Consider the following 25,592-nt stretch of genomic DNA (forward strand, 5'->3'; position numbering starts at 1 on the left):
GCCGCCGGGCCGTTTATGGCGCGACCTGCTAACTACTGTGAGGGAAATATGGCCGGACGCACCTTGCTTCAGTTCTTCCATTGGTATTATCCAGACGGAGGGAAATTATGGAGCGAGGTGGCCGAAAAGGCCGAAAGCCTTGCGAAAATGGGTATCACCGATGTTTGGCTGCCGCCCGCCTACAAGGGCGCCGCCGGTGGTTATTCGGTGGGTTATGACACCTACGATCTCTTCGACCTCGGCGAATTCGACCAGAAGGGCACCGTCGCCACCAAATATGGTGATCGCGCCGCGCTCGAACATGCCGGACGAACGCTGAAGGAAAACGGCATCCGCGTCATTCACGATGTTGTTCTCAATCACAAGATGGGTGCCGACGAGAAGGAAAAGGTGCGGGTTCGCCGCGTCAATCCTGAGGACCGTACCGAGATCGATGATGAAGACTTTCCGGCGCTTGCCTATACACGCTTCACCTTTCCCGGTCGCAACGGCAAACATTCCAAATTCATATGGGACCTGAAGTGCTTCAGCGGTGTCGACCATATCGAGGAACCGACCGAAGACGGCATTTTCCGCCTCGTCAACGAATATGGCGATGGGGAATGGAATGAGGAAGTCGATCAGGAAAACGGCAATTTCGACTATCTGATGGGTGCGGATGTCGAGTTCAGGAACCGGGCGGTTTACGAGGAACTCAAATATTGGGGCCGCTGGCTCTCCGAGCAGGTGCAGGTTGATGGCTTCCGCCTGGACGCCGCAAAACATATCCCGGCCTGGTTCTTCCGTGACTGGGTCGGCCATATGCGCGAAACGGTCGATCCGGATCTCTTCGTCGTGGCGGAATATTGGCACCCCGATCTCGAGGCGCTGAAAAGCTATCTCGAACTGGTCGACAAGCAGCTCATGCTTTTTGACGTCGCCCTTCACCACAGCTTTCATGACGCCTCGAAACAGGGCGGTGATTTCGACATGCGCAACATCTTCGATGGCTCGCTTGTCTCCGCCGTTCCCGACCACGCCGTCACGCTGGTCGATAATCACGACACCCAGCCGCTGCAATCGCTGGAAGCGCCGGTGGAACCCTGGTTCAAGCCTCTTGCCTACGCTATCATTCTGCTGCGCGAAGATGGCGTGCCCTGCGTCTTTTATCCCGATCTGTTCGGCACTGGTTATACCGACACTGGCAATGACGGCAACGAACACGAGATCATCATTCCGGCCATCGAATGCCTGCCGAAACTCATCGAGGCCCGCAGCCTTTTCGCCAACGGAGCCCAGACGGATATTTTCGACGACCCGAGCTGCATTGCCTTTATTCGCCACGGCACTGCCGACGCGCCGGGCTGCGTGGTGGTGATGTCGAATGGCGAGCCGGCGGAAAAGCAGATCGATCTCGGTCCCGATCACGCCGGAGCGGTCTGGCGCGACTTTCTCGGGCACCGTGAAGAACGGATTACCCTTGATGAGAGCGGCAAGGGCGTCTTTCCCACCAATGGCGGCAGCGTCAGCGTTTGGGTTCCAGCCGAATCCGAGTGAGGAATAACCGCCCCGGTCCGGAAATTCTGCTCACTCTGCGGATACGAGACGGCGCGGACCCGCGCCGTCATCGGCCAGAACATCATTCGGATTGCGTAACGGACAATCATCCAGCGAAAGGCACCCGCAACCGATACAGCCGGTAAGCTGATCGCGCAGCATGATCAGGTTGTTGATGCGAAGCTGGAGCATTTCCCGCCAGGATTGGGAAAACCTGCGCCAATCGGCCGTCGTCGCTACCCTGTCTTGCGGCAGATCGGCCATCGCATCCCTGATGATGCTGAGCTGTATACCGGCCCGCTGCGCGATGCGGATGATGGCGATGCGCCTCAGAACGGCGCGATGATAACGACGTTGATTACCGGCGGTGCGCCAGCCCTCGATCAATCCTTTCGCCTCGTAAAAATGGATTGTGGAGACGGCAATACCGCTGCGACGGGCAACCTCCCCGACCGTCAGGCTGTGTTTAAATATGGTATTTTCCATTCTGGCTCCTGCTTCCGGACGATTTCCGCTCGGAAAACGCGGAAACACACTGAAGAGCAGCCGGTATAATTCCTCAACCATAGTTGAGGTCAATAGAAGAATGGTCAAAAAAAGAGGCGCCCGAAGGCGCCTCTGAATTTCGTGACTGTGTCCAGATCAGAACTTCGCTGTCATGCTGATCCAGAAACGACGGCCTTCCATGACAGTGTTAAAATCGTCGGTGCCGACATCCTTGTCGAAGACATTGTAGATGGCGGCATTGAGGTCGACATTTTCGGCGACCGCATATTTCGCCCCGATATCCAGCGTGGTGTAGGCGTCATATTTGCGACCGGCCTTGCCATTGATCGTCACCGGCGTGCCATTCGTGCCGATGCGTGGGCCGGCGTTGATTTCCGATCCGTGGTAGTTCAGCGAGGCCCAGGCTTCCAGACCATTGATTGGGGTCACCCAGTCGCCGCGCAGATTGGCCATATGCTCAGGTGTCCGCGCCAGCGGGAAACCTTCGTAGTCACCGGTTTTCTGTTCGGAATGCGTATAGGTATAGTTGCCGCGCAGCGTCAGTTCTGGCGTCGCATACCAGGTCGCCGTCAGTTCCACACCCTGAATGACCGCATCGTCGATGTTGTAGTTATACCAGAGACGATAGTTGCGGTCTTCGCTCCAGCGGGCCGGTGTTCCATCCGGATTGAGCACCAGCGCGTTGGAGATCTTGTCCTTGAAATCGGTATAGAAATAGGTAGCGCCGAGAGCGACGTCGCCATTGTCCCAGAGGGCGGCGACTTCGTAGCTCGTACTCTTTTCCGCTTCGAGGTTGGGATCACCGATGATCACGCCGCAGGTGCCGCTTGGGCCATAGCTGCAGCCGCCGCCACCCGTCGTATAGGCGTAACCCGGCGCGATCTGGCGGATTTCCGGGGCGCGGAAACCGGTGGAAATGCCGCCCTTGATGGTCAGCTCTTCGGTCGCACTCCAGACGCCATAAAGGCGCGGGCTGAAGTGATTGCCATACTTCTCGTGATTATCGAGACGAAGACCGCCCGTCAGCGCGAAATTATCGACAATGCGCCATTCATCCTCGAGGAAGAGCGCCCATTGCGTCGCCGAAAATGTCTCGTCGCGACCGGTGCGGCGTCCCGGGTTCTGGTCCGTCAGCCGCGCCTCGAAATATTGTCCGCCTGTGACCAGCATGTGGTTGCCGAACAATTCGAAGGGCGTGGTGAACTTGCCGTCGAGAACGGTATTGCGCACTTCCGGCGAGCGCGGGTTTTCGGTCACGCGGCCCGTGCGGATATTTCTGGTGAAGTTGGTGCGCTCCGCCCATTCCTGCTGGAACGAGAATTCGGATGTGGTCGGCCCCCAGCGGCCGGTATGCGACAGGGACCAATGGTCACGCGTATTGGTGTTGTAGGTGCCGTTGGCATCCGTCGCTGCCAGCGTCTCGCCGGGTTCGGCGTCGCGACGCAGCCGCGTCTTGCCGCCTTCGAGATAGATGTCATGATCTTCATTCGGCGTGAATGTCAGGCGACCGTTGAAATCATATTCCCTGGCGCCCGTGGTGCCGTTCAGAATACCGTCTTCGCCGCGCGTGAAGCCCCTGCCCCAGACCTGCAGGCCGAGCTGGTCCTTCAGGATCGGTCCGTTGGCATACCAGGAGACCTGACCGCTATTGCCGAATTTGGAATGTTGCTGAACCGTGCCTTCGGTCGTGACCGAGCCGGACCAGACATCGCCGACCTTGCGGGTGATGATGTTGATGACGCCGCCCATGGCATCCGAACCATAAAGCGAGGACATCGGCCCACGCACTACCTCGATGCGTTCGATCGCCGATACCGGCGGCACGAAACTCTGTTCGAAGCCGGAATTGCCGTTGGTGCGGGCATCGCGTGTGCTCTGCCGCTTGCCGTCAACCAGAACCAGCGTGTAGGCGCCGGGCAATCCGCGAATGAAAATATCCTTTTCATTGGCAATGCCGGTGACGGACACGCCTTGAACTTCGCGCAGGGCATCGGTCAGATCGCGGTAGGAGCCCTTTTCCAGATCTTCCCGCGTGACAACTGTGATGCTGGCCGGAGCGTCTTTCACATTCTGCTCGAAGCCGGATGCGGTGACCACAATCTGCTGAAGAACCGTGGTTCCCTCGGACGCCTGCTGCGCAAATGCCGGCAGAGCAAGGCCCAAAGCCGTGCCAGCCATTGCTGCAGAAACACCGGTCTTTATTATTGTCGCAGCCCTGTTCTGACCGCGGTACTTCAATTCCATGTTACGCCCCCGCATTTAACTTGAGAATTTAACCCCACTTATTTAGGAGGGGATGCGGGCGCAACGCGTTTGTTTTCGAACAGTTCTAAATTCCAGAAATTGCAAAAAGGGCTCCCCGAATAAGCGGCGGAGTAAAAAAATCGCAAGATGACAACCGGCAAGAGAAAAGAAGAACCAGCCTCCACGACAAAACCCGACAGGCTCGGACAGCTGAAATTACTTGTCGCTTTTGATGCGTTGTTGCGGGAAGGCAGTGTAAGCCGGGCTGCGGCGGGCATGGGACTGCCGACATCTTCGATGAGCCGCATTCTGCAACAGCTCCGGGAAAGATACGGAGACCAGCTTTTTTTGCGTACTGGCCAGGGCCTGCGCCCTACCCCCTTTGCGGAGAATATGCGGCTGCGCATTCGATCGCTGGCGGCGGAGGCCGAAAACCTGATCGACTATTCGCAGGACAGACCGGAGGCGCCGGCCGCCCTCGATAAAAGCGGTTGGGAACAGCCGGTATTGATGAAGGCGCCGCCGCTTTCCCTTCGCCCCAGCGTTCTTCTGGAAGGCCAGCCGACACCGGAAAATATTGCCGACCGTCTCGCCCGCATCGGGCACAATGCCGATCCGCAGCACCGGCTTGCCAAATATATCGCGACCTCGGCAATGGGCATCGGCAACAGCCGTCCGCTCGCCCAAGACGAGGCAATGGATGCGCTGTCGATCATTCTCGAGGGCGATGCCGATCCCATACAGATCGGCGCACTGCTCGCCACCATGCATTATCGCGGCGTGACCGCGGCCGAACTTGCCGGCTTCATCGAGGCCATGTGGCAACATATCGAAAGAGATCGGCAGCAGCCGGCGGCGGCGGATCTTGACTGGCCGGCCTACATGTCGCCGAAACATCGCGATGCGCCATGGTTCCTGCATTCAGCCCGCCTGGTTTCCATGGCGGGATACAGCGTTCTCTTGCACGGCCATGTGGGTCAGGGCGAAAACGGCGGCAAGCTTGAACTTGCCGCACAGGCCTGCGGCATTCCCCTTTGCCATTCGCTTTCACAGGCGGCCGAAGCCACATCCTCAGAACGTATCGCCTATCTGCCGATCGGTGGCCTGTCCCTGCAATTTCAGAGCCTGCTCGGCCTGCATGGCATTCTGGAGATGCGACTGCCGCTCAACACGGTCGTCCATCTTCTCAACCCGCTTCGCGCCCGAAGCACTATCATCGGCGTGGCCCGGCCATCCTATCAGGAACTTCACCGGGACACGGCGCGGCTGCTTTCGGTGGAAAACCTCGCCATTCTCGGCAATACGCGGGATTTTGCGCAATTTACCCCTTTTCGCACCACCCGGATTTTTGGCCTTGCAAAGGGCAGGGATGTGGAATTCCTCATTCCCGCCCGCGAGGCGCCGCCCGCCGAAATGCCGACCATGTTCACCACTTTCGAATATTGGCGGGCGGTCTGGACGGGGGCGGCGAGGGACGAAAGAGCCGAAACCATCATCATTTCCACCGCCGCCATCGCGCTGATGCTGGTCAATGATATGACTCTGCCCTTTGAGGAAGCCTATGCGCGCAGCCTTCGGCTCTGGAACGACAGGGCGCGTAATCTGGCCAATGCGTGATTAGTCGTCAGGCATTGGTGCCTGCTTTTTTCAGCGCCAGATATTCCCAGAGGGCGACGAGCAGGAGAATTCCCGTGCTTGCCAGTTGCAGCACAAAAAGCGGAATACCCGGCGCCGGCAAAAGCAGGCAGAGCGCCACCACGCCGGCAAGATGCGAAACCGGCCGCTGATAGGCGGCGGCAATCTTGACGCCGATATTGCCGGCCAGAAACAGGACGGGACCGCCGAGAATGGCGATCGCCTCCCGCATGGTCGCGCCTTCGCGCGCGTGGGAGAGGCTGAAATCCTCACCTACCGCCGTCAGGATAATGCCGGCTACAATGGGCAAATGCCCGTAGTTAAAAAGATTATGGGCAATCTTCGCTTTTTCTTCGGCGTTCTCGGCTTTTCTCGAGGCCTCCTCCTGCCCGTGATGAAAATAGATCCACCACATCGCCACGGTGCTGACGAAAGCCGAGCAGAAGACGATGAATGTCAGACCCGAATTCATATATTCCGTGGCCGTGCGCCCCGTGGTGAGGATCGTTTCCCCAAGGCAGATGATGACGAAAAGCGCACATCGCTCCGCCAGATGCTCGCCGGAAAGATGCAGCCGGTCCTCGTCGCTTGAGGCCACGCCCGGCACGACATAACGGCAGGCGGGACCGGCATATTCGATTGCAAGCGCGATGCCCCACAGAAGAATGCGATCCGCCAGATCGACCAGTCCACCGGCCAGCCAGAACAGGCTTGATACCGCGAGCCAGATCGTCACGCGCACAAAGACCAGAAAAGACTGCCGGTCTTCATCCTTGAAAGCATACAGCGCAAAGAGGCTTCGCCCCACCTGCATCGCGCTGTAGATCAGGGCGAAGACAAGGCCCTGTTCCGCAAAAGCCTCCGGCAGCGCGATGGCGAGCAAAACGCCACCGAACATCAGGACAAACAGCAAAATCCTGACCGGTTCCTTTTCCGTGTTCAACAGGTTTGTGATCCAGGTGGTATGTATCCATAACCACCAAAGCGATAATATCAGGATGCCCGCTTCAAGCGCTGCCGTCGGCCCAAAATCTTTGGCGAGGGCGTGGGAGAGCTGGATCAGCGCGAAAACGAAGACCAGATCGAAGAACAATTCGGGGAAACTGGCCTTTCCGGCATCCTGCCCCTCCTGCCTTATCCAGCGTTCCCCATCCGCCTTGCGTGAATAAGTCTCGCCCTTGGCTCTCATGCCACCCCCGTCAGATGTTGGTCGTCGCGATACGTCCGCTCACCAATGGCCTCTCACCGTTGGGAAAAAATCTCTTCGCTGCCCGCTTCGACCGGGTTCAATTTTTGACCGGGAAACTCCAGCGCCCGCGCACTGTCGGGATAAAAACGCGGCCCGACCAGACGAACCTTTTTTCCCGACACGTCGGTGATGTAGTTCGGGACCAAGACCTTTGGCGGAAGTGGGGTGCTATCTGCCCTGGAAACCTCGAGCGTGCTGACCTCGATAGGTTGGGCAAATACCGGCAAGCCCGTCATAGTGGCGAGCGCGGCTGCGAGAAAAAATGATCTTGGAAACATGGGACGCATCCTGGCACAATTGTTTGCGCCATAAACCGCCCTCGCCCGCTTTGGTTCCGCCCCTTTCAGATGTCCTCATCGAGGTAGGAGCTATATTGGACATAGTCCGCGCTCGGTTGCCCATCGATGATTTCGGGCGGCCTACCTTGACCGCCGGGAAGATGGCCGGCGTTTTCGAGCTCCGCCCTCAGAAGCTTTTCAATGGCCCTGTCCCGGGGCAAAGCGTTGTCCGCCATATAGAGAGCGACGGAGAGTTCCATATCATCCGGAAAATTCATCGGCTCAGCCATCCGTTTAAGCAATGAAGCGCAAACGCGGGACCTTGCCGAAAGTTCAACATCGCCCGCCTCCACCCGAGGCCCGTCGTCTTTCAAATGTGCGTTCCCGTGGAACTCATCCCGGGTTTTACAGCGGCCGGACATGCCTTTTATCCGGTGCTACACGCCCACTTTGACAGGTGATCGGTGTATACAGATTGCACTGTTCTGCCCTTGCCAGCGCTTTTCCGACGAAAAGTATGCCCGACTCAAGCGTTTGAAAGCAATCACGGAAAAACGCAAACGAAAGCTAATTCGGACTTAGTTTTCATTACCCTGCATTAACCATAGAAACCCCTTGGCTGCACTGTTGATATCAGCAGCCTCATGCGAATCTCTTTTTCTTGCGGAAACGGCGTCAATGTAACTTCGGTCTGCTTTTTCCGCAAGCAGAGACCGTTTTCCACGCTCCGTTAACTCAGCAGGGCATGCTGGCCTCCATAGTGTCCTTACGCCCTCTCAACTGCGCCAGAAGCATTGTCTGCAGGTCGAAGCCGCCTTCCTGCGCCTTACGGGTCAGATTGCGCAGATACCCGCCAAGCGAACTTATCTGGTCTGCTTTCTGCAGAAGGCAGGCGAGAATGGCTGCGGTTCCCTGTCGGCCAAATGTGGCAAGCGCATCCTGATAGGCGGACTGGCTGATGTTGAACATGGTTTTGATCACCGATGTCGCCACTTCCAGATCGCGCCAGCCTGTAACCGCTCCGCCTGGGGCATAGAGCGCGATGTCAGGGCAAGCCTTCAAAACCAAAACAATATCAGGAACAAAAAATTGCTTATGAAGAACAGGCTTTGGCGATGGCGGTGAAGGTTTTGCACTGATGGGTGCCGCATATGCCGGCTGGGCGCTTACCGTGCTGGCAGGTGCAGTGGTTACCGGTTCGTGCAAATCCTGCCGTTTAGATATGGATTCGGATTCTGAATTCTTTATGAGGCGCTCATTTTGGCAGTCATTGCCGCCCAAATTTTCCGATTTTTCAATATTTTCCAGATAGTTGGTTACTTCAGCACGCAAAGAGGCCAAAAAACCGCCGATTTCTTTGAGTTCCGCGGGCTTGGAATTGCGACCGAGAGAGCGGGCAATGGCGTTGTAACGTGTCTGAAACCCTTCGAAGGCTTCGACCTGACCGCTCGCAGCAATCATGTCGCAGAGTTTCTGGATATCGCGGCGGCAAAGGCTGATACTTTCACGAAGCCGCTGAAGATCGAGTCGCTCGCTGACGATGCGTTCGGCGAGTTCCTCAATTTCCGCTTTGCGGGCAAGAAGCGGTGCCAGCGAAAAACCGTAAGCCTCGCTGATTTCCCCTCCCCGGTGTTTGCGGGCGTATCGTTTTCCGTTCGGGCTGTCCTTGCGAATGATGAGGCCGGCTTCGACAAGAGCCGAAAGATGCCGGCGCAATGTCTGTTCGGCCATGCCATGGGCACGGAGTGACAATTGCGCATTCGACGGGAAGACGACCAAACCGGCTTCGCTGGAAAGTTCGTTCTTGGGATAAAAACTCAGAAGCGCGTTCAGGACCGCAAGCGAGCGATCGGTCACGCCAACCAAAGGCCGGGCTTCACAGACCGAACGATAGAGTTTCCATTTATCGACCGCTTCGATCTTCTTGTTTTTCTGCGCGGCAAACTGGGTCGCGAGGACGCCAAACGACATCGCTCGCCGCCCAAAGGGCGTCGTTACACATGTGCTGTCCATGTCTTTCACCTTTCACAAGGCAAAAGAAAATCGCTCACCGAAAAATTCGATGCCAAGACTCTTGACTATGATTCGCGGAAATGAGATTCTTCGGGTGCTTAAATCAAAGAAAGGCTTCCGCGCGGCAACGTTCGGGGGCTTTTTTCTTTTGTGATGCGTCTCCTGTTAGTCGTTCGAGTTAAAATTCACTGCTTGGACCGGTATTCGGCAAACAGCGTTTGAAGATGTTCCAGAACGAACTCGGCAAATTCCGGTGCTTCGTTCTTGTCGATAGAGATATCCAGCTTGCGGTCGCTTTCGACGACCTTTGCCAGCCGGCCGCCGGTTTCGGATGACCAGACACCGGTTTTTTTTGCCTGCGCCTTGGGCTTCAGAAAATCCAGAAGCGACTTGAAACGGTCTTCCGATGGCAGGGCAGCAACCGAGGCATCCCTCACATAGGCACGGGCCGCTTCCTTGACCTGAGAAGAGGAAAGCTGATCGGCAAGGTCCATCCAGTTACGACGGCCGACAGTTGGGGCGGGGCCAATAAGATCGACCAGATCCTCCGGAATGCGGCCGACAACCGACAGCATGTTGGAGAGATCGCCCTTGTGCAGCGACATGGCGGCCATGATCGTATCTCGCGGAAACCGTATCTGCAGTTTCTGGGCAAAGCGTGCCTTTTCGATATAGGTGAGATCGCGACGTTCGTTGTTTTCCTGTCCCTGGGCAACGACGAGCTGCTCATCGCTGAGATCACGTACGACCGCCTTGACCGGAATACCGAGGCTGGAGACTGCACGCAGGCGACGATGACCAAAGGCGACCTGATAACGGCCGGGGAACTCGGGATGCGGGCGCACCAGAATGGGAACCTGCTGGCCCTGTTCACGAATGGCTTCAACCAGACCTGCATCCGCCTCTTCGGAGGCTGGCATGCGATCAGGTATGAAAGAGGGATCTATATCGGCAGGATTGAGCGAAACGATCGTGAGACCTTCTGCGAGCTGCCTTTCGATTTCTTCCGCACGCTTGGCGCGTTCCGATACCTCGCTGAGCGACTGGCCGATCATTCCCACCGGGGAATTCAGAACATCGGTCACGAGTTCCGGAGAGCCAAGGATGGGCCTGATACGCGGACGCGACCGCTCGGATGCGGTCTCATTGCTGTCGGCGGCCGGAGTACCAAGATTGGCGAATATCTGTTTTCTGCTCATGCTGCCCTACCCCACGCTTTTTTAATCAGTCCTTCGATTTCAGCGTTTACGTTGTTCATGGCTTCCAGCGCACGGTCATAGGTGGACCGGGTGAACTGGGTTCTTTCCACTTCGAAAAGTGTCTGGTTGGTCAGTCCGGCATCCGAGACGGCCGTGCTCTTCAGCATCGGGTGGATGAGGACGTTTTCACCGAAAATCGAGCGCAGGAAGGCGACCATCTGGTTCTGCGGTCCGTCGCTCGGTTCAAAACGGGTGATCAGATAACGCATCCAGTTATAGTCGGAACGTGCGCCCGCCCTGCCGATTTCGGCGAGAAGGTCGCCGGTCATGGCAAGGAACTGGTTCATCGACATCACATCCAGCATTTGCGGATGAACGGTGACGAGGACGGATGTGGCGGCGGTCAGCGCCGAAAGCGTCAGATAACCAAGCTGCGGCGGGCAATCGATGACCACGACATCATAGAAGTTCTGCGCCTGGGCAATTGCTTGGCCAATGCGGGCGAAAAACAGTGTATCGCCGGGCGCGCGGCGCATCAGAGCGCGGGGCGTGTCATGTTCGAATTCCATGAGTTCCAGATTGCCCGGAACGATATGGAGATTAGGAATATAGGTGCCGCGAACGATTTCAGCGATCGGCCTGCGTTCGTCATCGTAACGGATGGCGCCATAAAGCGTTTCATTCGGACCGACATCAATCTCCGGCTGATGACCGAAGAGCGCCGACAGGCTGGCCTGCGGATCGAGATCGATGGCGAGCACCCGGTAACCGCGCAGCGCCAGATATTGCGCCAGATGTGCAGATGTCGTGGTTTTTCCAGAACCGCCCTTGAAGTTCATGACGGCGATGACCTGCAACTCTTCGCCATCACGGCGGTGTGGCAGATAACGGCGGGTGCCGCGCGCGCCCTGATCAAGGAATTTTCTGATCTCGTCCATATCCTCAACCGAATAGGAACGGCGGCCGGAGGCTTGGGCCGCATCGAGCTCCGGGCGTTCGGCGGCGATCTGACGAAGATAGGCCTCGCCGATACCGATCAGCCGCGCGGTTTCTGCCGGTGAGAAATGGCGCATGCTCTTTTCGGTGTGTGGTGAAAATGTATTTGCATTATGAGCCTGCAATTGGGCTGACAACGCAGCCGAATGCTGTTGTATAAGACTCGTCAGGTCGGGTGCTCCTGCGGCACGTCTTAAATCGGCACTCTGTGTCATCGGTCTTCTTTCGCTCGAAATTGCAGTAGCGGTTTTTTTCGAAAAAGGCGGTTTTTTCCGCAACTGAGATATAAGCGCCGATTCTCTTTTTGGCGCAATAGGCTTTTTTCTCAGGTGCGAAAGTGGCGCTAAGGCATTGTGGAAGAATCACTTTTGTTTTTTGTGACAGTTTGACGGTTAGCCGCGGCTAACTTCGCCCTGACGATCAGACAGACGGGCGCGGATCGCGTCTTTTCACACAAGGAATGCATGCCCGCGCAGAAGTTTGCCGCGGCTAACTTTTTGGTTTTGACCCACTGCACATCCGATCATCCCGCGGCAAAAAGTGAAGGGTGGACATTCGCGGATGTTTAATCTCTACTCATTGACTAGAGTATCGTTGGGTTCGACGCCCGTCGTCTGGCTGTTCAAGCTGTCGCAGGTTGGAGGAATGAATGTCCTATGATGTCGCTCTCGTCGGGTCGGGTTTCTCGGCCATTTGTACTGCCGCTCATCTTTTATCGTCCCTGCCGGCGGAAGCCTCGATCGCTATCGTGGGCGATGAATCGGATTTCGGGCGCGGCACCGCCTATCGTACCGAACTTCCCTATCATCGGCTGAATGTGCCAGCCGGGCGAATGAGTGTCTTCCCTGACCGCCCCGGTGATTTTGTCGACTGGTTGGCGGAAAATGGGATAGCGGAGGATCCTCTGCTGTTCGCCTCGCGTGGAGACTATGGTCTTTATCTTCGCGACAGGCTGGCGGGTTTGCTTAGAAGCAGGGAGCAACGGGCGCGGGTGGATTTCGTTCGGGCCAAGGCTTCGGCCTGTCGCCCGGATGGCAAGGGTGGATTTTCTTTCGCTCTGGAGAATGGCGAGCAGCTGCGCGCGCAGAATGTCGTTTTGTGTCTCGGTGTCGGCGCGGCGAGTTTGCCGGTGCAAACTGTCGCGAGGGAAGAAGAGGGGCCACAACGTATCATCGGTCACTGCTGGCAGCCGGGATGGCTGTCCAAAGTCAAGGCCGGAGATCGCATCTGTATTCTGGGTTCGGGTCTGACGATGATCGATCAGGTTCTGACCCTGCGGGGAAAAGGGCATCAAGGCCCGATCCATGTTCTCTCCCGACGCGGCCTGGTGCCGCATCCGCATGTCAGCCCGCCTGCTCCCCCCACGGAGCCTGAGCTGCCTGATGGCTCGACGGAGATCAGCCTATTGCTGCAGTCTTTACGCAAACAGGTCAGCGATGGCGCACCGTGGCGCACCGTTATGGATGGTTTGCGGCCGAAAACACAATTGCTGTGGCAACGCCTTACACCTGCGCAGCGCAGCCGGTTTCTTCGGCATGCCTTGCCTTGGTGGAATATCCATCGGCACCGCATCGCGCCTGAGGTCTCTGGTGCTTTCGAGAAGTTGCTCTCGGACGGCATTCTGGAAATTCATGCGGGTTACCTCCGGTCCATAGACGAAGGGGAGGAGGGGATTGCCGTGCGCTACCGCCGCAGACATACACAAGTGGTGAGGGAACTTCAGGTCGATTGGGTCGTCAATTGCACGGGCATGGAGCGGGCCGGCATCGGTCATTCGCGGCTTCTTGAAGCCATGTGCGGCGAGGGTGTTATTTCACTGGACCCTTTCGGGCTCGGGGTCGAGGTTGACGACCACTCCCATTTGCTGCGGACGGACGGACGAAGCTGGCCCGGTCTTTTCGCCGCGGGTGCGCTGACGGCAGGCCGGTTCTGGGAGATAACCGCTGTTCCGGATATTCGTGTGCAGGCACAGAAGATCGCGCGGGAGATTACGCGGAGAGTGACCGCGAATGATCGGGTTGCTGCACAGGGCTGATCCGGCCGAAGAATCGACCATAGCGAGAGGTGCCGTCATAACAGACATTCTCGGCGCCTCTTGATTTTGATGTTAGCCGCGGCAAACTTTTTCTTTGAATGAATGTGCTGACTATTTATTGGAGGCCGAATTCGCGGATTCGAGGCGGCTGATGAATGTCGCGTGGGCTTTCCGCACGATAGCAACGAACGTTCTTTGGTGAAGTACCGCTTTTTGCCTTCAAAGCGCGCATTCCCGCAATCAACTGGGGTAAAAGACCGAGACCGTCTTTGCGGGGTAATGTCCGCGATTGCTAAATAATTTACATAGCTTATGGAAGTTCGTCATAAAAGAGGCTATAAACCCCGTAAATTTCTGAAATTATGAAAATAATTTGCGAGGACCAATGCAGAAACAGAAACTGGTAAGATACGAGACCGCGGACAGTCAGGCCGGCGGACAGCGTCGGCCATTTGCCAAGGCCGTTCGCGCCGGTGATTTCGTTTATGTTTCGGGGCAGGTGCCGACTGTTGATGGCGAGGTCGTGACCGGCGGCATCGTGGCGCAGACCGAGCAGGTGGTCGCGAATATCAGGGATGTTCTGGCGCTGGCGGATTGTACGCTTGCCGATGTGGTCAAGATCAATGTCTGGCTGGATGATGCGCGGGATTTTTCGAGCTTCAACGCCGTTTTCCAGAAATATTTCATCGATCATCCACCCGCGCGCTCGACCGTGCAATCACCGCTGATGGTCGATGCCAAGGTGGAAATGGACGTTATCGCTTATAAGCCGCTGGCTTGAAGCCCAATTTGCCTATTTTTGAGAGTAAATGATGACCTATCCCTGGCCTGATGTGGGCACACCCCTCAATGCGATTTCAACGCCAATGCCCGTCATTGACGAGGATAGGCTCAGTGCCAATATCCTCAGGGCGCAATCCTATCTGGATGAACACGGTAAGGCTTTCCGGCCGCATATCAAGACGCACAAGATACCGGCTATCGCAAAACAGCAGCTGCAGGCTGGTGCGATCGGCATTAATTGCCAGAAAGTCAGTGAGGCGGAAGTTTTCGCGGATGCCGGTTTCGATGACATCCTGATCACCTACAATATTCTCGGTGCAGCAAAGCTTTCGCAGCTGAAGGCGTTGAATGCGCGCATCGGCGGGCTGAGCGTGGTTGCCGATAGCGCGGTCACGATTGCCGGTCTTGCCGATACATTCGAGGCAGTAATGCCGCTTGCCGTGCTTGTCGAATGCGATACGGGCGGCAAGCGCTGCGGCGTGCAGACGCCGGAAGCGGCATTGGCGCTTGCGGAAAAGATTGTTGCGGCCCCGGGCCTCAGATTCAAGGGCATTTTGACCTATCCGGCACCTGATGGGGCCGAGACGGTGGAAAACTTCCTTCGCAAAACCATGGCGTTGCTTGCGGCAAGGGGCATTGACTGCCCGGTCCGTTCCAGCGGCGGTTCGCCCGATTTTTATTCCGCCCATCTCGTTCCTTCCGCGACCGAACATCGGGCAGGCACCTATGTCTATAATGATCGCGCCATGCTGCGCGCGGGACATTGCACGACCGGCGATCTCGCCATGCATGTTCTCGCCACCGTCGTTTCGAGGCCTACGGCCGATCGGGCGGTGCTGGACAGCGGATCCAAGGCCTTGACCTCGGATCTCCTGGGTTTCAGCGATTATGGGCTGATCGAAGGTTATGAGGGCGCAAAAATCGTCTCGCTTTCGGAAGAACACGCCGTCGTTGATCTGTCCGGCTGCGCCTCCGGGCGGCCTGAAATCGGTGATGTGGTAAAGGTCGTGCCGAACCACACCTGCGTCGTCAGCAATCTTTTCGACAGGATGGTTTTCCATCGAAACGGTGTCGTAACACGCGTTGAGAAGGTCACAGCGCGCGGTACCGTCTGGTAAAGTTACCCGGCTAATTAAATTGGAATCGGAAGCTGCGAAAATGCAGATACCGGCAACGAGAATCTGGAAATATGCGCATCTTCACGGCGTCGCTCGCCACTGAAACCAACACGTTTTCCCCCGTGCCGACGGATATGGACGCTTTTCGTGCGGCTTTTTATGCCGGGCCGGGCGAGCATCCCGAAACGCCGACGCTCTGCTCGTCGCCCGTGCCGATCCTGCGTCGTCGCGGCAAGGCGGAAGGGTTCACGGTGATTGAGGGAACCTCCTGCTGGGCGGAACCGGCGGGACTTATCCAGCGCCAGACTTATGAAACGCTGCGGGACACGATTCTTGCCGAACTCGCCGCCGCCATGCCCGTCGATGCCGTGGTCTTTGGCCTGCATGGAGCCATGGTGGCGCAGGGTTATGACGATCCGGAAGGCGATTTCCTCTCCCGCATCCGCGCGATGGTTGGACCGGAAGTGCTGATCGCAGCGGAATTCGATCCCCACAGCCACCTGACGGCGCTCCGGGTCAAAAATCTCGACATCATGGCGACGTTTCTGGAGTTTCCGCACACGGATTTCGAAGAGCGCGGCGAACATGTAGTGCAGATGGCGCTGCGCACGCTTCGGGGAGAGATCAATCCGGTCATCTCGACTTTCGATTGTCGCATGATCACTATTTATCCCACCAGCCGCGAGCCGATGCGTTCTTATGTTGACCGGCTGAAGGCAATGGAGGGCAGGGACGGCATCCTGTCGATTTCGGTCATTCATGGTTTCATGGCCGGCGACGTACCGGATATGGGAACGCGCATCGTTGTCGTCACCGATAATAACAGGGCGAAGGGTGAGGCGCTGGCTGAAAAGCTCGGCCGCGAGCTCTATGCCATGCGCAAGCTGACCGCCATGCCGATGCTGGATACAGAAACGGGTCTCGATCGGGTTCTCGCCATTCGCAGTGGCAATCAGGAGAAGCCGGTCGTGGTATCGGACATCTGGGACAATCCGGGTGGCGGTGTCGCCGGTGATGCCACCCATATTCTGCGGCGCATGGTGGACCGCGGCATGGACAATTTCGCTGTCGCGACGATCTGGGACCCGATCGCCGTGTCTTTCTGTCACGCGGCGGGGGAGGGTGCCGAGATTGACCTGCGCATCGGCGGCAAATCCAGCCCGCAAGGCGGCGAACCGCTCGATTTCCGTATAAAGGTGATGCGCACGGCCGAGGCCGGCTGGCAGAGTTTCCGCAACAGCCGCGTAACACTCGGCCGCGCCGCTGTCGTGCGGCCGCTCGGCACGGAGATCGATATCATCCTCATCACCAGCCGGACGCAGACTTATGAGCCGGATATCTTTTCCAATCTCGGCATCGATTTCGCGAAAAAAGACGTGCTGCTGGTCAAGTCGACCAACCATTTTCATGCGGGGTTTGCGCCCGTCGCCTCCGAGATCGTTTATATAGCGGCCCCGACGTCCTATCCGACCGATCCGGCAAAAACGCCCTATCGCAAGGCGAGCCTCGAGCTTTGGCCACGGGTGGCTGATCCGCTGGGCCTGGATTGAGCGGCAGCCGTTCGAGCATTATCGGGACGGAACTCTGAAGCCTTTTTCTGGAAAGGCTTCAGAGGCGCTCAAGCGTGATCAGGAAAAACGCGCTTTCGTTTTGACCTGCTTCGACTGTGAACGGTAAGCCGCCTTCGATCAGCAGACCATCCAGCTTCCCCAGCTGCTCCTTGCCGTCACCGGTGGAAACCGTCAGCGGATCGAGTGCCAGGATAAGTGTCGTGTTGCCGCCTGTTTTTCCCGAAAACGGCCCGGAGTGCCTCCTGACGACATGGCGAAAGGTCGAACGGCGGGTCATGACGTTCAGATCGGTGATCGCGCCGTCGGATAAGATCGCATTGACGGGAACATCGGCCGGAAAGGGCAGGGGCTGGCTTTCCACGGTCAGCATCAGTGGATCGGCGGCCGCAATTGCCAGCGCCATGCCGTTTCCCTCAAGAATGGACAGGGTGCGGTCTATTCCGGGAAAGATCGAAAACGGCCCGTCGCTTGCGACCGTCGCCATGCTGATACGCCAGTCGAAATCATCGACGGAAGAGCCTGGCGGAAAGATGGCGATTTCCACGGTCTCGCCGCCGCCGTTTTTCCAGGGCATTCGCTTGTAGTCGCTTGCGCGCAGCAGGGTCATTGTTGTCCACTTTTGAAAGATCGGCCGGAAACGGTGTTCTCCATTTCCGGCCGTGGCAGGATCAATTGCCGAGGATGCCGGGCAGGCGCAGGCCCTGTTCCTTGGCGCATTCCACGGCGATGTCGTAACCGGCATCGGCATGGCGCATCACGCCGGTTGCCGGGTCGTTCCAGAGCACGCGCTCCAGCCGGCGAGCCGCATCGTCGGTGCCATCGGCGCAGATGACCATGCCGGAATGCTGCGAGAAGCCCATGCCGACGCCGCCGCCGTGATGCAGCGAAACCCAGGTCGCGCCGGATGCCGTGTTGAGCAGCGCATTGAGGAGCGGCCAGTCCGAAACGGCGTCCGAGCCGTCCTTCATGGCTTCGGTCTCGCGGTTGGGCGAGGCGACGGAGCCGCTGTCGAGATGGTCACGGCCGATGACAACAGGTGCTTTCAGCTCGCCGTTCTTGACCATTTCATTGAAGGCAAGCCCAAGACGATGGCGGTCGCCAAGGCCGACCCAGCAAATACGTGCCGGCAGGCCCTGGAATGCGATGCGCTCGCGCGCCATGTCGAGCCAATTGTGCAGATGCTTGTTGTCAGGCAGCAGTTCCTTCACCTTGGCGTCGGTCTTGTAGATGTCTTCCGGATCACCTGACAGGGCCGCCCAGCGGAACGGGCCGATGCCACGGCAAAACAGCGGGCGGATATAGGCCGGCACGAAGCCCGGGAAGGCAAAGGCGTTCTCCAGCCCCTCATCCTTGGCGACCTGGCGGATATTGTTGCCGTAATCAAGCGTCGGAACGCCGGCGTTCCAGAAATCGACCATGGCCTGCACATGCACCTTCATCGAGGCGCGCGCTGCGGCGGCAACGGCCTTCGGGTCGCTTTCCTGCTTGGCACGCCATTCGGCAACGGTCCATCCGGCCGGAAGATAACCATGGACGGGATCATGCGCCGAGGTCTGGTCGGTGACGATATCGGGACGAACGCCGCGACGGACGAGTTCCGGGAAGATTTCCGCCGCATTGCCGATCAGGCCGACGGATTTCGCCTCGCCCGCCTTGGTCCATTGGTCGATCAGCGCCAGCGCCTCATCGAGTGTATGCGCCTTCGCATCGACATAACGGGTACGCAGGCGGAAATCGACGCGGGTTTCATCACATTCGACGGCAAGGCAGCAGGCGCCGGCCATGACGGCGGCCAGCGGCTGTGCGCCGCCCATGCCGCCGAGACCGCCGGTCAGGATCCACTTGCCCTTCAGGTTGCCGTCATAATGCTGGCGGCCGGCCTCGATGAAGGTTTCATAGGTGCCCTGCACGATGCCCTGCGTACCGATGTAGATCCACGAACCGGCCGTCATCTGGCCGTACATGGCAAGACCCTTCTTATCCAGCTCGTTGAAGTGATCCCAGTTCGCCCAGTGTGGCACGAGGTTGGAGTTGGCGATCAGGACGCGCGGCGCATCCTTGTGGGTGCGGAATACACCGACCGGCTTGCCGGACTGGACGATGAGGGTTTCATCCTCGTTCAGATCTTTCAGCGTCGCGACGATGCGGTCGAAATCGTCCCAGGTGCGGGCGGCGCGGCCGATACCGCCATAAACCACCAGCTCATGCGGGCGCTCGGCGACATCGGGATCGAGATTGTTCATCAGCATGCGCAGCGGGGCTTCCGTCATCCAGCTCTTGGCATTGAGTTCAGTGCCCTGCGGCGCGCGGACATCGCGAATATTATGGCGTGGATTGTTCATGTGTTTTCCCCTTATCGTTTCGTGTCGAGCGCAAATTTTTCCATGCGCGTGAGAATGGTTTTGAGATGGGAGCGAAGCCGGTCGGCCTTGCCCGCGTCATAGGCGAAAGGCGGCGTCTCGCTTTGAAGATGGGTGGACTGCGCCAGCTCCATCTGGATGGAGTGCACGCTGCTCTGCGGTTTTCCGTAATGGCGCGTCGTCCAGCCGCCTTTGAAGCGACCGTTCAGGATGCTGTCGTAACCCTCTGCAGCGACGGTCGCTTCGACAGCGATTTTTTCGATCGCGGGGTCGCAAGTTGCGCCCATATCCGTGCCGATGTTGAAATCCGGCAGCTTGCCTTCGAACAGGAAGGGAATATGCGAACGGATCGAATGGCAATCATAGAGAATGGCGATGCCATGAATGGATTTGACCCGTTCGATTTCCGCCGCAAGCGCTGCGTGATAGGGCGCGTGAAAGGTTTCCAGACGGTATGCGATGTCGTCCTGAGTGGGCTCCTGCCCTTCATTCCAGATCGGCTTGCCGTCGAAATCGGTCTCCGGAACAAGCCCTGTTGTGTTCTGGCCCGGATAAAGGCTGACCCCGGCGGGGTCGCGGTTGGCGTCGATCACGTACCGATGAAAGGTGGCACGCACCGTCGTCGCTTCTGGGATCAGATCCGCATAGAGCTCGTGAATATGCCAGTCGGTATCGGCCAGCAATTTGCCGTTTTCGTTCAGGCGTTGCCAGATATCCGCCGGCACATCCGTGCCGGTGTGGGGTAGCCCGAGAATGATCGGCGAAGAACCTTCCTTGATGTCAAAGACACGCATCTCAAACCTCCAGCTTCGGCAGAATGCCGCCCGAAATTGCCGAGACCAGAGCGCCGGAAGCGATCAGCTCTGCCGCCGCCTTCAGGTCCGGCGCCATATAACGGTCTTCTTCCAGCGACGGGATCGTGGCGCGCAGCGCGGCAATCACCTTTTGCAATTCGGGGCTGGTTTTCAGCGGCCCGCGCAACTCTACACCCTGAATGGCCGAAAGCGCCTCGATGCCAAGGATGGCGAAGAGATTGTCCGTCATCGGCAGCAGACGTCGTGCACCGTGGCAGGCCATGGACACATGGTCTTCCTGATTGGCGGAGGTCGGCGTCGAATCGACCGAGGCCGGATGCGCCATCTGCTTGTTCTCACTCATCAGCGCGGCGGAGGTGACTTCGGCGATCATCAGGCCAGAATTCAGCCCCGGCTTCTTGGAAAGAAAGGCCGGCAGCCCATAGGAAAGGGCCGGATCAACCAGAAGCGCCACACGACGCTGGGCGATCGCGCCGATTTCGCAAATGGCAAGCGCCGTCTGATCGGCGGCAAATGCAACCGGTTCGGCGTGGAAATTGCCGCCGGAGACGACGGAATTGTCTGAAAGCACCAGCGGATTGTCGGTTACGGCGTTGGCTTCGATTTCCAGTGTGCGGGCCACCTGCCGCAGAAGATCGAGGCAGGCGCCATCCACCTGCGGCTGGCAACGGATGCAATAGGGGTCCTGCACCCGCTCGTCGCCCTCGATGTGGCTAACGCGGATTTCCGAACCATCCAGCAGATTACGAAGCGCCGCTCCCGCGTCGATCTGGCCCTTATGGCCGCGCAGGCTATGAATATCGGGATGGAAAGGTGCAGACGACCCCATGGCGGCATCGGTGGAAAGCGCGCCGGTGATAAGCGCCGCCTGTGCTGCGCGATGGGCGCGGAAAAGACCGGCGAGCGCCAGCGCCGTCGAGGTCTGCGTGCCGTTGATCAGTGCAAGCCCTTCCTTGGCTGCCAGAACCACCGGGGTCAATCCGGCTTTCGCAAGCGCTTGGCCGGCGGGCAGAAGCGCTCCCTCATAAAAGGCCTCGCCTTCGCCCATCATCACGGCGGCCATATGGGCCAGCGGCGCGAGATCGCCGGAAGCGCCGACCGAACCCTTTTCGGGAATGACGGGAATGACACCCTTCTCAAGCATGGCTTCGATCAGCCGCACCAGTTCCAGCCGTACGCCGGATGCGCCGCGGCCGAGCGAAACCAGCTTCAGCGCCATGATCAGCCGTACGATATTTTCAGGAAGCGGCGCGCCGACCCCGCAGCAATGCGACAGGATGAGATTGCGCTGCAGCGTCGCCACATCGGCCGCGTCGATCTTGATGGAGGCAAGTTTGCCGAAACCGGTATTGATGCCGTAGACCGGCGCATTGCCGGCAGCAATCTCCGCGATGCGGGCTGCTGCCTTTTCAATGCCGGCATCGAAGCTGCGGTCGAGCTTTGCCGTACCGTTTTCCCAGTATATGGTGGAAAGCTCGGCAAGCGTCACGGCGCCTGGATGAAGGGTGATGGCTTTTATGGTCATGGGGAAACCTTCTGTCCCTTGAAAATACGGGCATGGAGCGGATTAAAACCGATGCGATAGACAAGCTCGGCCGGGCGCTCGATGTCCCAAATGGCGAAATCAGCCGATTTTCCGGCCTCCAGCGTGCCGGTTTCCGCAAGCAGGCCGAGCGCCTTTGCCGCATTGCGTGTCGTCGCCGTCAGACACTCTTCCACGGTCATGCGGAAAAGCGTGGCGCCCATATTCATGGTCAGCAGCAGGGAGGTGAGCGGCGAAGTGCCGGGGTTGCAGTCCGTTGCGAGCGCAATGTCGGCTCCGGCATCGCGCAGTGCCTGTACCGGTGGCAGCTGCTTTTCGCGCAGCGCATAAAAGGCGCCGGGAAGAAGCACGGCCACGGTTCCTGCTTTCGCCAGTGCCTTCGCACCGGCCTCATCAAGATATTCCAGGTGATCGGCCGACAGCGCATTATAGGATGCGGCAAGCTCGGAACCGCCAAGGTTGGAAAGCTGCTCCGCATGCAGCTTGACAGGAAGTCCGAGCTGTTTAGCGGCCTTGAAAACCCGGTCGATCTCCGCGACGGAAAAGGCGATGCCTTCGCAGAAGCCGTCAACCGCATCCGCCAGTCCTTCCGCATGCGCCTTTTCCAGCCCCGGCAGAACAACGTCGCCAATATAATCGGTGTTGCGGCCCTTATAGTCTGCAGGTGTCGCGTGCGCGGCGAGATAGCTGGTGACGATGCGCACCGGCCGTAATGTCTCAAGCCTGCGCGCAACGCGCAGCATCTTCAGTTCGGTTTCGATGTCGAGACCGTAACCGGATTTGATTTCGACCGTGGAAACGCCTTCGGAAAGAAGGGTGTCGAGACGCGGAAGCGCCTGCGCCAGCAGAACCTCTTCCGAAAGCGCGCGCGTATCGCGCACCGAAGAAACGATGCCGCCGCCCGCTTTGGCGATCTCCTCATAGGTCGCACCGTTCAACCGCATCTCGAATTCCATGGCGCGATTGCCGCCGAAGACAAGATGGGTGTGGCAGTCGATCAGGGCAGGGGTGATCCAGCGGCCGCCGCAATCGGTGGTGTCATCGGCTGTCGCCAGATCGGCAGGCAGATCGCTTTCGGGACCGGCAAAGGCGATGCGGCCGTTACGCACGGCAATCACGGCGTTTTCGACGGCGCCGATGCCATCCACGTCGGGGTTGAAGGTTGCCAGCCGGGCGTTGCGCCACAAAGCCGTGGCGTTCCCCGTCGCCGTTCCGTTTGCAGATTTGTTCCCTGGCATTTGCTTTTCGCCTTTCCTTTGTGAGTTAAATGTATATACATAATAATCGGCTTGGCAAGCTGCAATTTCGTGTTTGAAATGGCCTTGCCGGACAGAACCAAAGGAGAGGGTGGCATGACGGCAATTCACGCGGGCGCAGCGCTTCTGGCGGGCGGATGGGCGAAGGATGTTCGCATCATCTGCGATGACGGCATTGTTTCATCCGTCGAAACCGGCGTTTCCCCGCAGCCGCAGGATGAGCGTCACGCCGTCATCGTTCCAGCTATGCCCAATCTCCACAGCCATGCCTTTCAGCGGGCCATGGCGGGGCTTGCCGAAATCCGCGGCCCGGGTGATGACAGTTTCTGGAGCTGGCGCACCGTCATGTATAAATTCGCGCTCTCCATGACGCCTGACCATGTCGAGGCCGTTGCCGCCCAGCTCTATATGGAAATGCTGGAGGCCGGTTTCGGAAGGGTCGGCGAATTTCACTATCTGCATAATGACAGGGACGGTTCGCATTACGGCAATATCGCCGAAATGGCCGAACGCATCGGCGCGGCCGCGTCGCAGACGGGCATCGGTCTCACCTTGCTGCCGGTCTTTTACGCTCATTCCGGTTTCGGCGGCCAGGCTCCGATCGATGGGCAGAAACGCTTCATCCATTCGCTCGACAGTTATGGAAAGCTGATGCAGGGTGCACAGGCGGTGGCAGACAAATTGCCGGGTGCGGTCCTCGGCATTGCGCCACACAGCCTGCGTGCCGTAACCGGCGACGAGCTGGCAGCCATCGAGCCGCTGGCAAAGGGTGGGCCGATCCATATTCATGTGGCGGAACAAACGAAGGAAGTGGAGGATTCACTCGCCTTTTCCGGTGCGAGACCGGTGGAATGGCTGCTTGAAAACGCGCCGATCGATGGTCGCTGGTGCCTTATCCATGCGACACATATGACGGAAACCGAAACGCGGCATATGGCGAAAAGCGGTGCCGTGGCCGGTCTCTGCCCGATCACCGAGGCCAATCTCGGCGACGGTATCTTCCCGGCTCCGGCTTTCTTTGGCGAAAACGGCCATTACGGTGTCGGATCCGATTCCAACATCCTGATTTCCGTGCCGGAAGAATTGCGAACCCTCGAATATTCACAACGCCTCTCGCGTCGGGCGCGTAATGTCATCGCCGATGCTGGCCATTCCACGGGAGAAAAACTCTTCCGGCAGGCGCTCGAAGGCGGCGGCAGGGCTCTGGCGTCGCCAAATGGTCTGGAAAGCGGGAAAAGTGCGGATTTTGTCGCTCTTGATGTTTCCGCCGTTTCTTATCTTCCGATATCCCAGATTCTCGATCAGTGGATATTTGCGGGTGGTGTTGGCGTCGATTCCGTTTGGGTGCGCGGCAAAAAGCGCGTGCAAGCCGGCCGGCATATCCACCGTCGTGAAATATCCGATCGTTTCAACAAGGTCATGGCCGAACTTCTCGATAGCTGATATGGGCTCGGCAGAAACGGGAAAAAGCCAGTGGGGAAAGGCATTGCGGACGTGATGAAAGCATCGGCCGGGCAAACCCTGCACCAGCGTATCCTCAGCGACATCGAGGGCCGGATCGTTTCGGGAGAATGGCCGCCGGGCCACCGGCTGCCTTTCGAGGTAGACCTCGCCGATCAGTATCACTGTTCGCGCATGACGGTGAACAAGGTCATGGGCCAACTCGCCAAGGCCGGCTTGATCGAACGCCGCAAGAAATCCGGCAGTTTCGTTCGCCAGCCTCAGATCCAGTCTGCCGTTCTGCAAATTCATGACATCGGGGCGGAAGTCGAATCCCTTGGCCTCGAATATGGCTTCAAGATCCTGGAGCGCGAAGGGCGCAGCGCCAAAAGCGGGGATCGTGAGCGGCTCGACGTTTCCGTCGGCACATCGTTGCTCGAGATTCTCTGCATCCATTTCGCCGGTGCGCGCGAATTTTGTGTCGAGCAGCGTCTCATCAGTCTGACGGCCGTGCCGGAAGCGGCTGAAACCGATTTTACCGAAATTGCGCCAGGCCCCTGGCTGCTTGGCCATGTTCCGTGGAGCACTGCCGAACATCGGATCAGCGCCGAGGCGCCGTCGAAGGAGATCGCGCGCCTGCTCGGCATCTCCGACAGGCAGGCCTGTCTTGTGGTCGAGCGTCGTACCTGGAGCAATTCCGGTGCCGTGACCTATGTGCGCTTCACCTATCCTGGCAATGCCCATGCCCTGGTCGCCCGTTTCAGCCCGTCTTCCGACTGATATCCGCAAGGTTTCTCGCGTCCTTTAATTGCGAAATGGAAACCCTATATAGGGGAAGGCTAACCCCACTTATCGTTTGCACGGCGAAAGTCGTTAAAATCCGTTAATCTGTACGATTAATATCAAATTCCCTTTTAAAATCAGGGATCTGTCACATTTCTTGATTTTTTTGATATTGCTGTGTTGACTTGTTTGGTGGGGTGGATTTATAAGTCCGCTCACTGAACGAGGGCG

The 25,592-nt window shown here is 58.2% G+C and carries 21 protein-coding genes; 8 read left to right on the top strand and 13 right to left on the bottom strand.

Translation table 11 applies throughout. The features are described from left to right. The first annotated feature begins 48 nt into the window (after nucleotides 1-48). A complete protein-coding gene (amyA, locus tag AC5I5B_RS19280) occupies nucleotides 49-1,536 on the top strand; it encodes an alpha-amylase (RefSeq protein ID WP_111834793.1) in 1,488 nt (495 codons plus the stop codon). 30 nt (nucleotides 1,537-1,566) lie between these two features. Here amyA and soxR read toward each other — a convergent pair whose 3' ends face one another. Both soxR and AC5I5B_RS19290 read right to left on the bottom strand, forming a co-directional pair. Continuing rightward, the gene (soxR, locus tag AC5I5B_RS19285; protein ID WP_003505833.1) at nucleotides 1,567-2,022 is read right to left on the bottom strand and encodes a redox-sensitive transcriptional activator SoxR; all 456 of its coding nucleotides are present in this window, start codon (nucleotides 2,020-2,022) and stop codon (nucleotides 1,567-1,569) included. Nucleotides 2,023-2,178: 156 nt separating this feature from the next. Continuing rightward, complete coding sequence (locus tag AC5I5B_RS19290) at nucleotides 2,179-4,287, bottom strand: TonB-dependent receptor plug domain-containing protein (protein ID WP_035212943.1); 2,109 nt, start codon at nucleotides 4,285-4,287, stop codon at nucleotides 2,179-2,181. A gap of 147 nt (nucleotides 4,288-4,434) precedes the next feature. Between AC5I5B_RS19290 and AC5I5B_RS19295 the strand changes: the two genes are divergently transcribed. Continuing rightward, a complete protein-coding gene (locus AC5I5B_RS19295) occupies nucleotides 4,435-5,904 on the top strand; it encodes a glycosyl transferase family protein (RefSeq protein WP_495752781.1) in 1,470 nt (489 codons plus the stop codon). A 7-nt stretch (nucleotides 5,905-5,911) separates the two neighbouring features. Here AC5I5B_RS19295 and AC5I5B_RS19300 read toward each other — a convergent pair whose 3' ends face one another. The 6 genes from AC5I5B_RS19300 to repA all read right to left on the bottom strand — a co-directional run bounded on the left by AC5I5B_RS19300 (nucleotide 5,912) and on the right by repA (nucleotide 11,872). Next, on the bottom strand, nucleotides 5,912-7,111 hold the full coding sequence (locus tag AC5I5B_RS19300) for a low temperature requirement protein A (protein WP_129565468.1): 1,200 nt from the start codon (nucleotides 7,109-7,111) through the stop codon (nucleotides 5,912-5,914). A gap of 53 nt (nucleotides 7,112-7,164) precedes the next feature. Continuing rightward, on the bottom strand, nucleotides 7,165-7,449 hold the full coding sequence (locus AC5I5B_RS19305; protein WP_107676730.1) for a hypothetical protein: 285 nt from the start codon (nucleotides 7,447-7,449) through the stop codon (nucleotides 7,165-7,167). A 65-nt stretch (nucleotides 7,450-7,514) separates the two neighbouring features. Then, a complete protein-coding gene (locus AC5I5B_RS19310) occupies nucleotides 7,515-7,727 on the bottom strand; it encodes a hypothetical protein (RefSeq protein ID WP_003505824.1) in 213 nt (70 codons plus the stop codon). A gap of 457 nt (nucleotides 7,728-8,184) precedes the next feature. After that, on the bottom strand, nucleotides 8,185-9,462 hold the full coding sequence (gene repC, locus AC5I5B_RS19315) for a plasmid replication protein RepC (RefSeq protein ID WP_112295344.1): 1,278 nt from the start codon (nucleotides 9,460-9,462) through the stop codon (nucleotides 8,185-8,187). A 185-nt stretch (nucleotides 9,463-9,647) separates the two neighbouring features. Continuing rightward, nucleotides 9,648-10,661: a plasmid partitioning protein RepB gene (repB, locus tag AC5I5B_RS19320; protein WP_003505821.1), complete on the bottom strand. Its 1,014-nt coding sequence runs from the start codon at nucleotides 10,659-10,661 to the stop codon at nucleotides 9,648-9,650. After that, a complete protein-coding gene (repA, locus tag AC5I5B_RS19325; protein WP_026363408.1) occupies nucleotides 10,658-11,872 on the bottom strand; it encodes a plasmid partitioning protein RepA in 1,215 nt (404 codons plus the stop codon). Before repA ends, repB begins: the two co-directional genes overlap by 4 nt. Nucleotides 11,873-12,306: 434 nt before the next feature. On the opposite strand from repA, the gene AC5I5B_RS19330 reads away from it, so the two are divergent. The 4 genes from AC5I5B_RS19330 (at nucleotide 12,307) to AC5I5B_RS19345 (ending at nucleotide 17,143) form a co-directional block, all read left to right on the top strand. Next, nucleotides 12,307-13,692: an FAD/NAD(P)-binding protein gene (locus AC5I5B_RS19330; RefSeq protein ID WP_035212939.1), complete on the top strand. Its 1,386-nt coding sequence runs from the start codon at nucleotides 12,307-12,309 to the stop codon at nucleotides 13,690-13,692. 385 nt (nucleotides 13,693-14,077) lie between these two features. Continuing rightward, complete coding sequence (locus AC5I5B_RS19335; RefSeq protein ID WP_003505815.1) at nucleotides 14,078-14,473, top strand: RidA family protein; 396 nt, start codon at nucleotides 14,078-14,080, stop codon at nucleotides 14,471-14,473. A gap of 31 nt (nucleotides 14,474-14,504) precedes the next feature. Continuing rightward, a complete protein-coding gene (locus AC5I5B_RS19340) occupies nucleotides 14,505-15,593 on the top strand; it encodes a D-TA family PLP-dependent enzyme (protein WP_003505813.1) in 1,089 nt (362 codons plus the stop codon). A 71-nt stretch (nucleotides 15,594-15,664) separates the two neighbouring features. Continuing rightward, the gene (locus tag AC5I5B_RS19345; RefSeq protein WP_003505812.1) at nucleotides 15,665-17,143 is read left to right on the top strand and encodes a M81 family metallopeptidase; all 1,479 of its coding nucleotides are present in this window, start codon (nucleotides 15,665-15,667) and stop codon (nucleotides 17,141-17,143) included. Nucleotides 17,144-17,201: 58 nt separating this feature from the next. On the opposite strand, the gene AC5I5B_RS19350 is transcribed toward AC5I5B_RS19345, so the two are convergent. From AC5I5B_RS19350 to hutI, 5 genes are all read right to left on the bottom strand, one after another. Further along, nucleotides 17,202-17,771 carry a HutD/Ves family protein gene (locus AC5I5B_RS19350; protein WP_003505810.1) on the bottom strand — a complete coding sequence of 190 codons (570 nt, stop codon included), beginning with the start codon at nucleotides 17,769-17,771 and terminating at the stop codon, nucleotides 17,202-17,204. Between the two features lie 61 nt (nucleotides 17,772-17,832). Continuing rightward, nucleotides 17,833-19,506 carry a urocanate hydratase gene (hutU, locus tag AC5I5B_RS19355; RefSeq protein WP_003505808.1) on the bottom strand — a complete coding sequence of 558 codons (1,674 nt, stop codon included), beginning with the start codon at nucleotides 19,504-19,506 and terminating at the stop codon, nucleotides 17,833-17,835. A gap of 11 nt (nucleotides 19,507-19,517) precedes the next feature. Then, complete coding sequence (gene hutG, locus AC5I5B_RS19360; RefSeq protein ID WP_003505805.1) at nucleotides 19,518-20,318, bottom strand: N-formylglutamate deformylase; 801 nt, start codon at nucleotides 20,316-20,318, stop codon at nucleotides 19,518-19,520. A gap of 1 nt (nucleotide 20,319) precedes the next feature. Continuing rightward, nucleotides 20,320-21,864, bottom strand: a complete 1,545-nt coding sequence (gene hutH / locus AC5I5B_RS19365; protein ID WP_003505803.1) for a histidine ammonia-lyase — start codon at nucleotides 21,862-21,864, stop codon at nucleotides 20,320-20,322. Beyond that, on the bottom strand, nucleotides 21,861-23,120 hold the full coding sequence (gene hutI, locus AC5I5B_RS19370) for an imidazolonepropionase (protein WP_111834795.1): 1,260 nt from the start codon (nucleotides 23,118-23,120) through the stop codon (nucleotides 21,861-21,863). The genes hutH and hutI overlap by 4 nt, the downstream gene beginning before the upstream one ends. A gap of 114 nt (nucleotides 23,121-23,234) precedes the next feature. Between hutI and AC5I5B_RS19375 the strand changes: the two genes are divergently transcribed. Next, entirely contained in the window at nucleotides 23,235-24,581 is a 1,347-nt protein-coding gene (locus AC5I5B_RS19375; protein ID WP_111834796.1) for a formimidoylglutamate deiminase, read from the top strand. 54 nt (nucleotides 24,582-24,635) lie between these two features. Continuing rightward, nucleotides 24,636-25,358 carry a histidine utilization transcriptional repressor HutC gene (gene hutC, locus AC5I5B_RS19380; protein ID WP_162690449.1) on the top strand — a complete coding sequence of 241 codons (723 nt, stop codon included), beginning with the start codon at nucleotides 24,636-24,638 and terminating at the stop codon, nucleotides 25,356-25,358. Nucleotides 25,359-25,592 lie beyond the last annotated feature (234 nt).

The organism is Agrobacterium sp. (assembly GCF_059499945.1).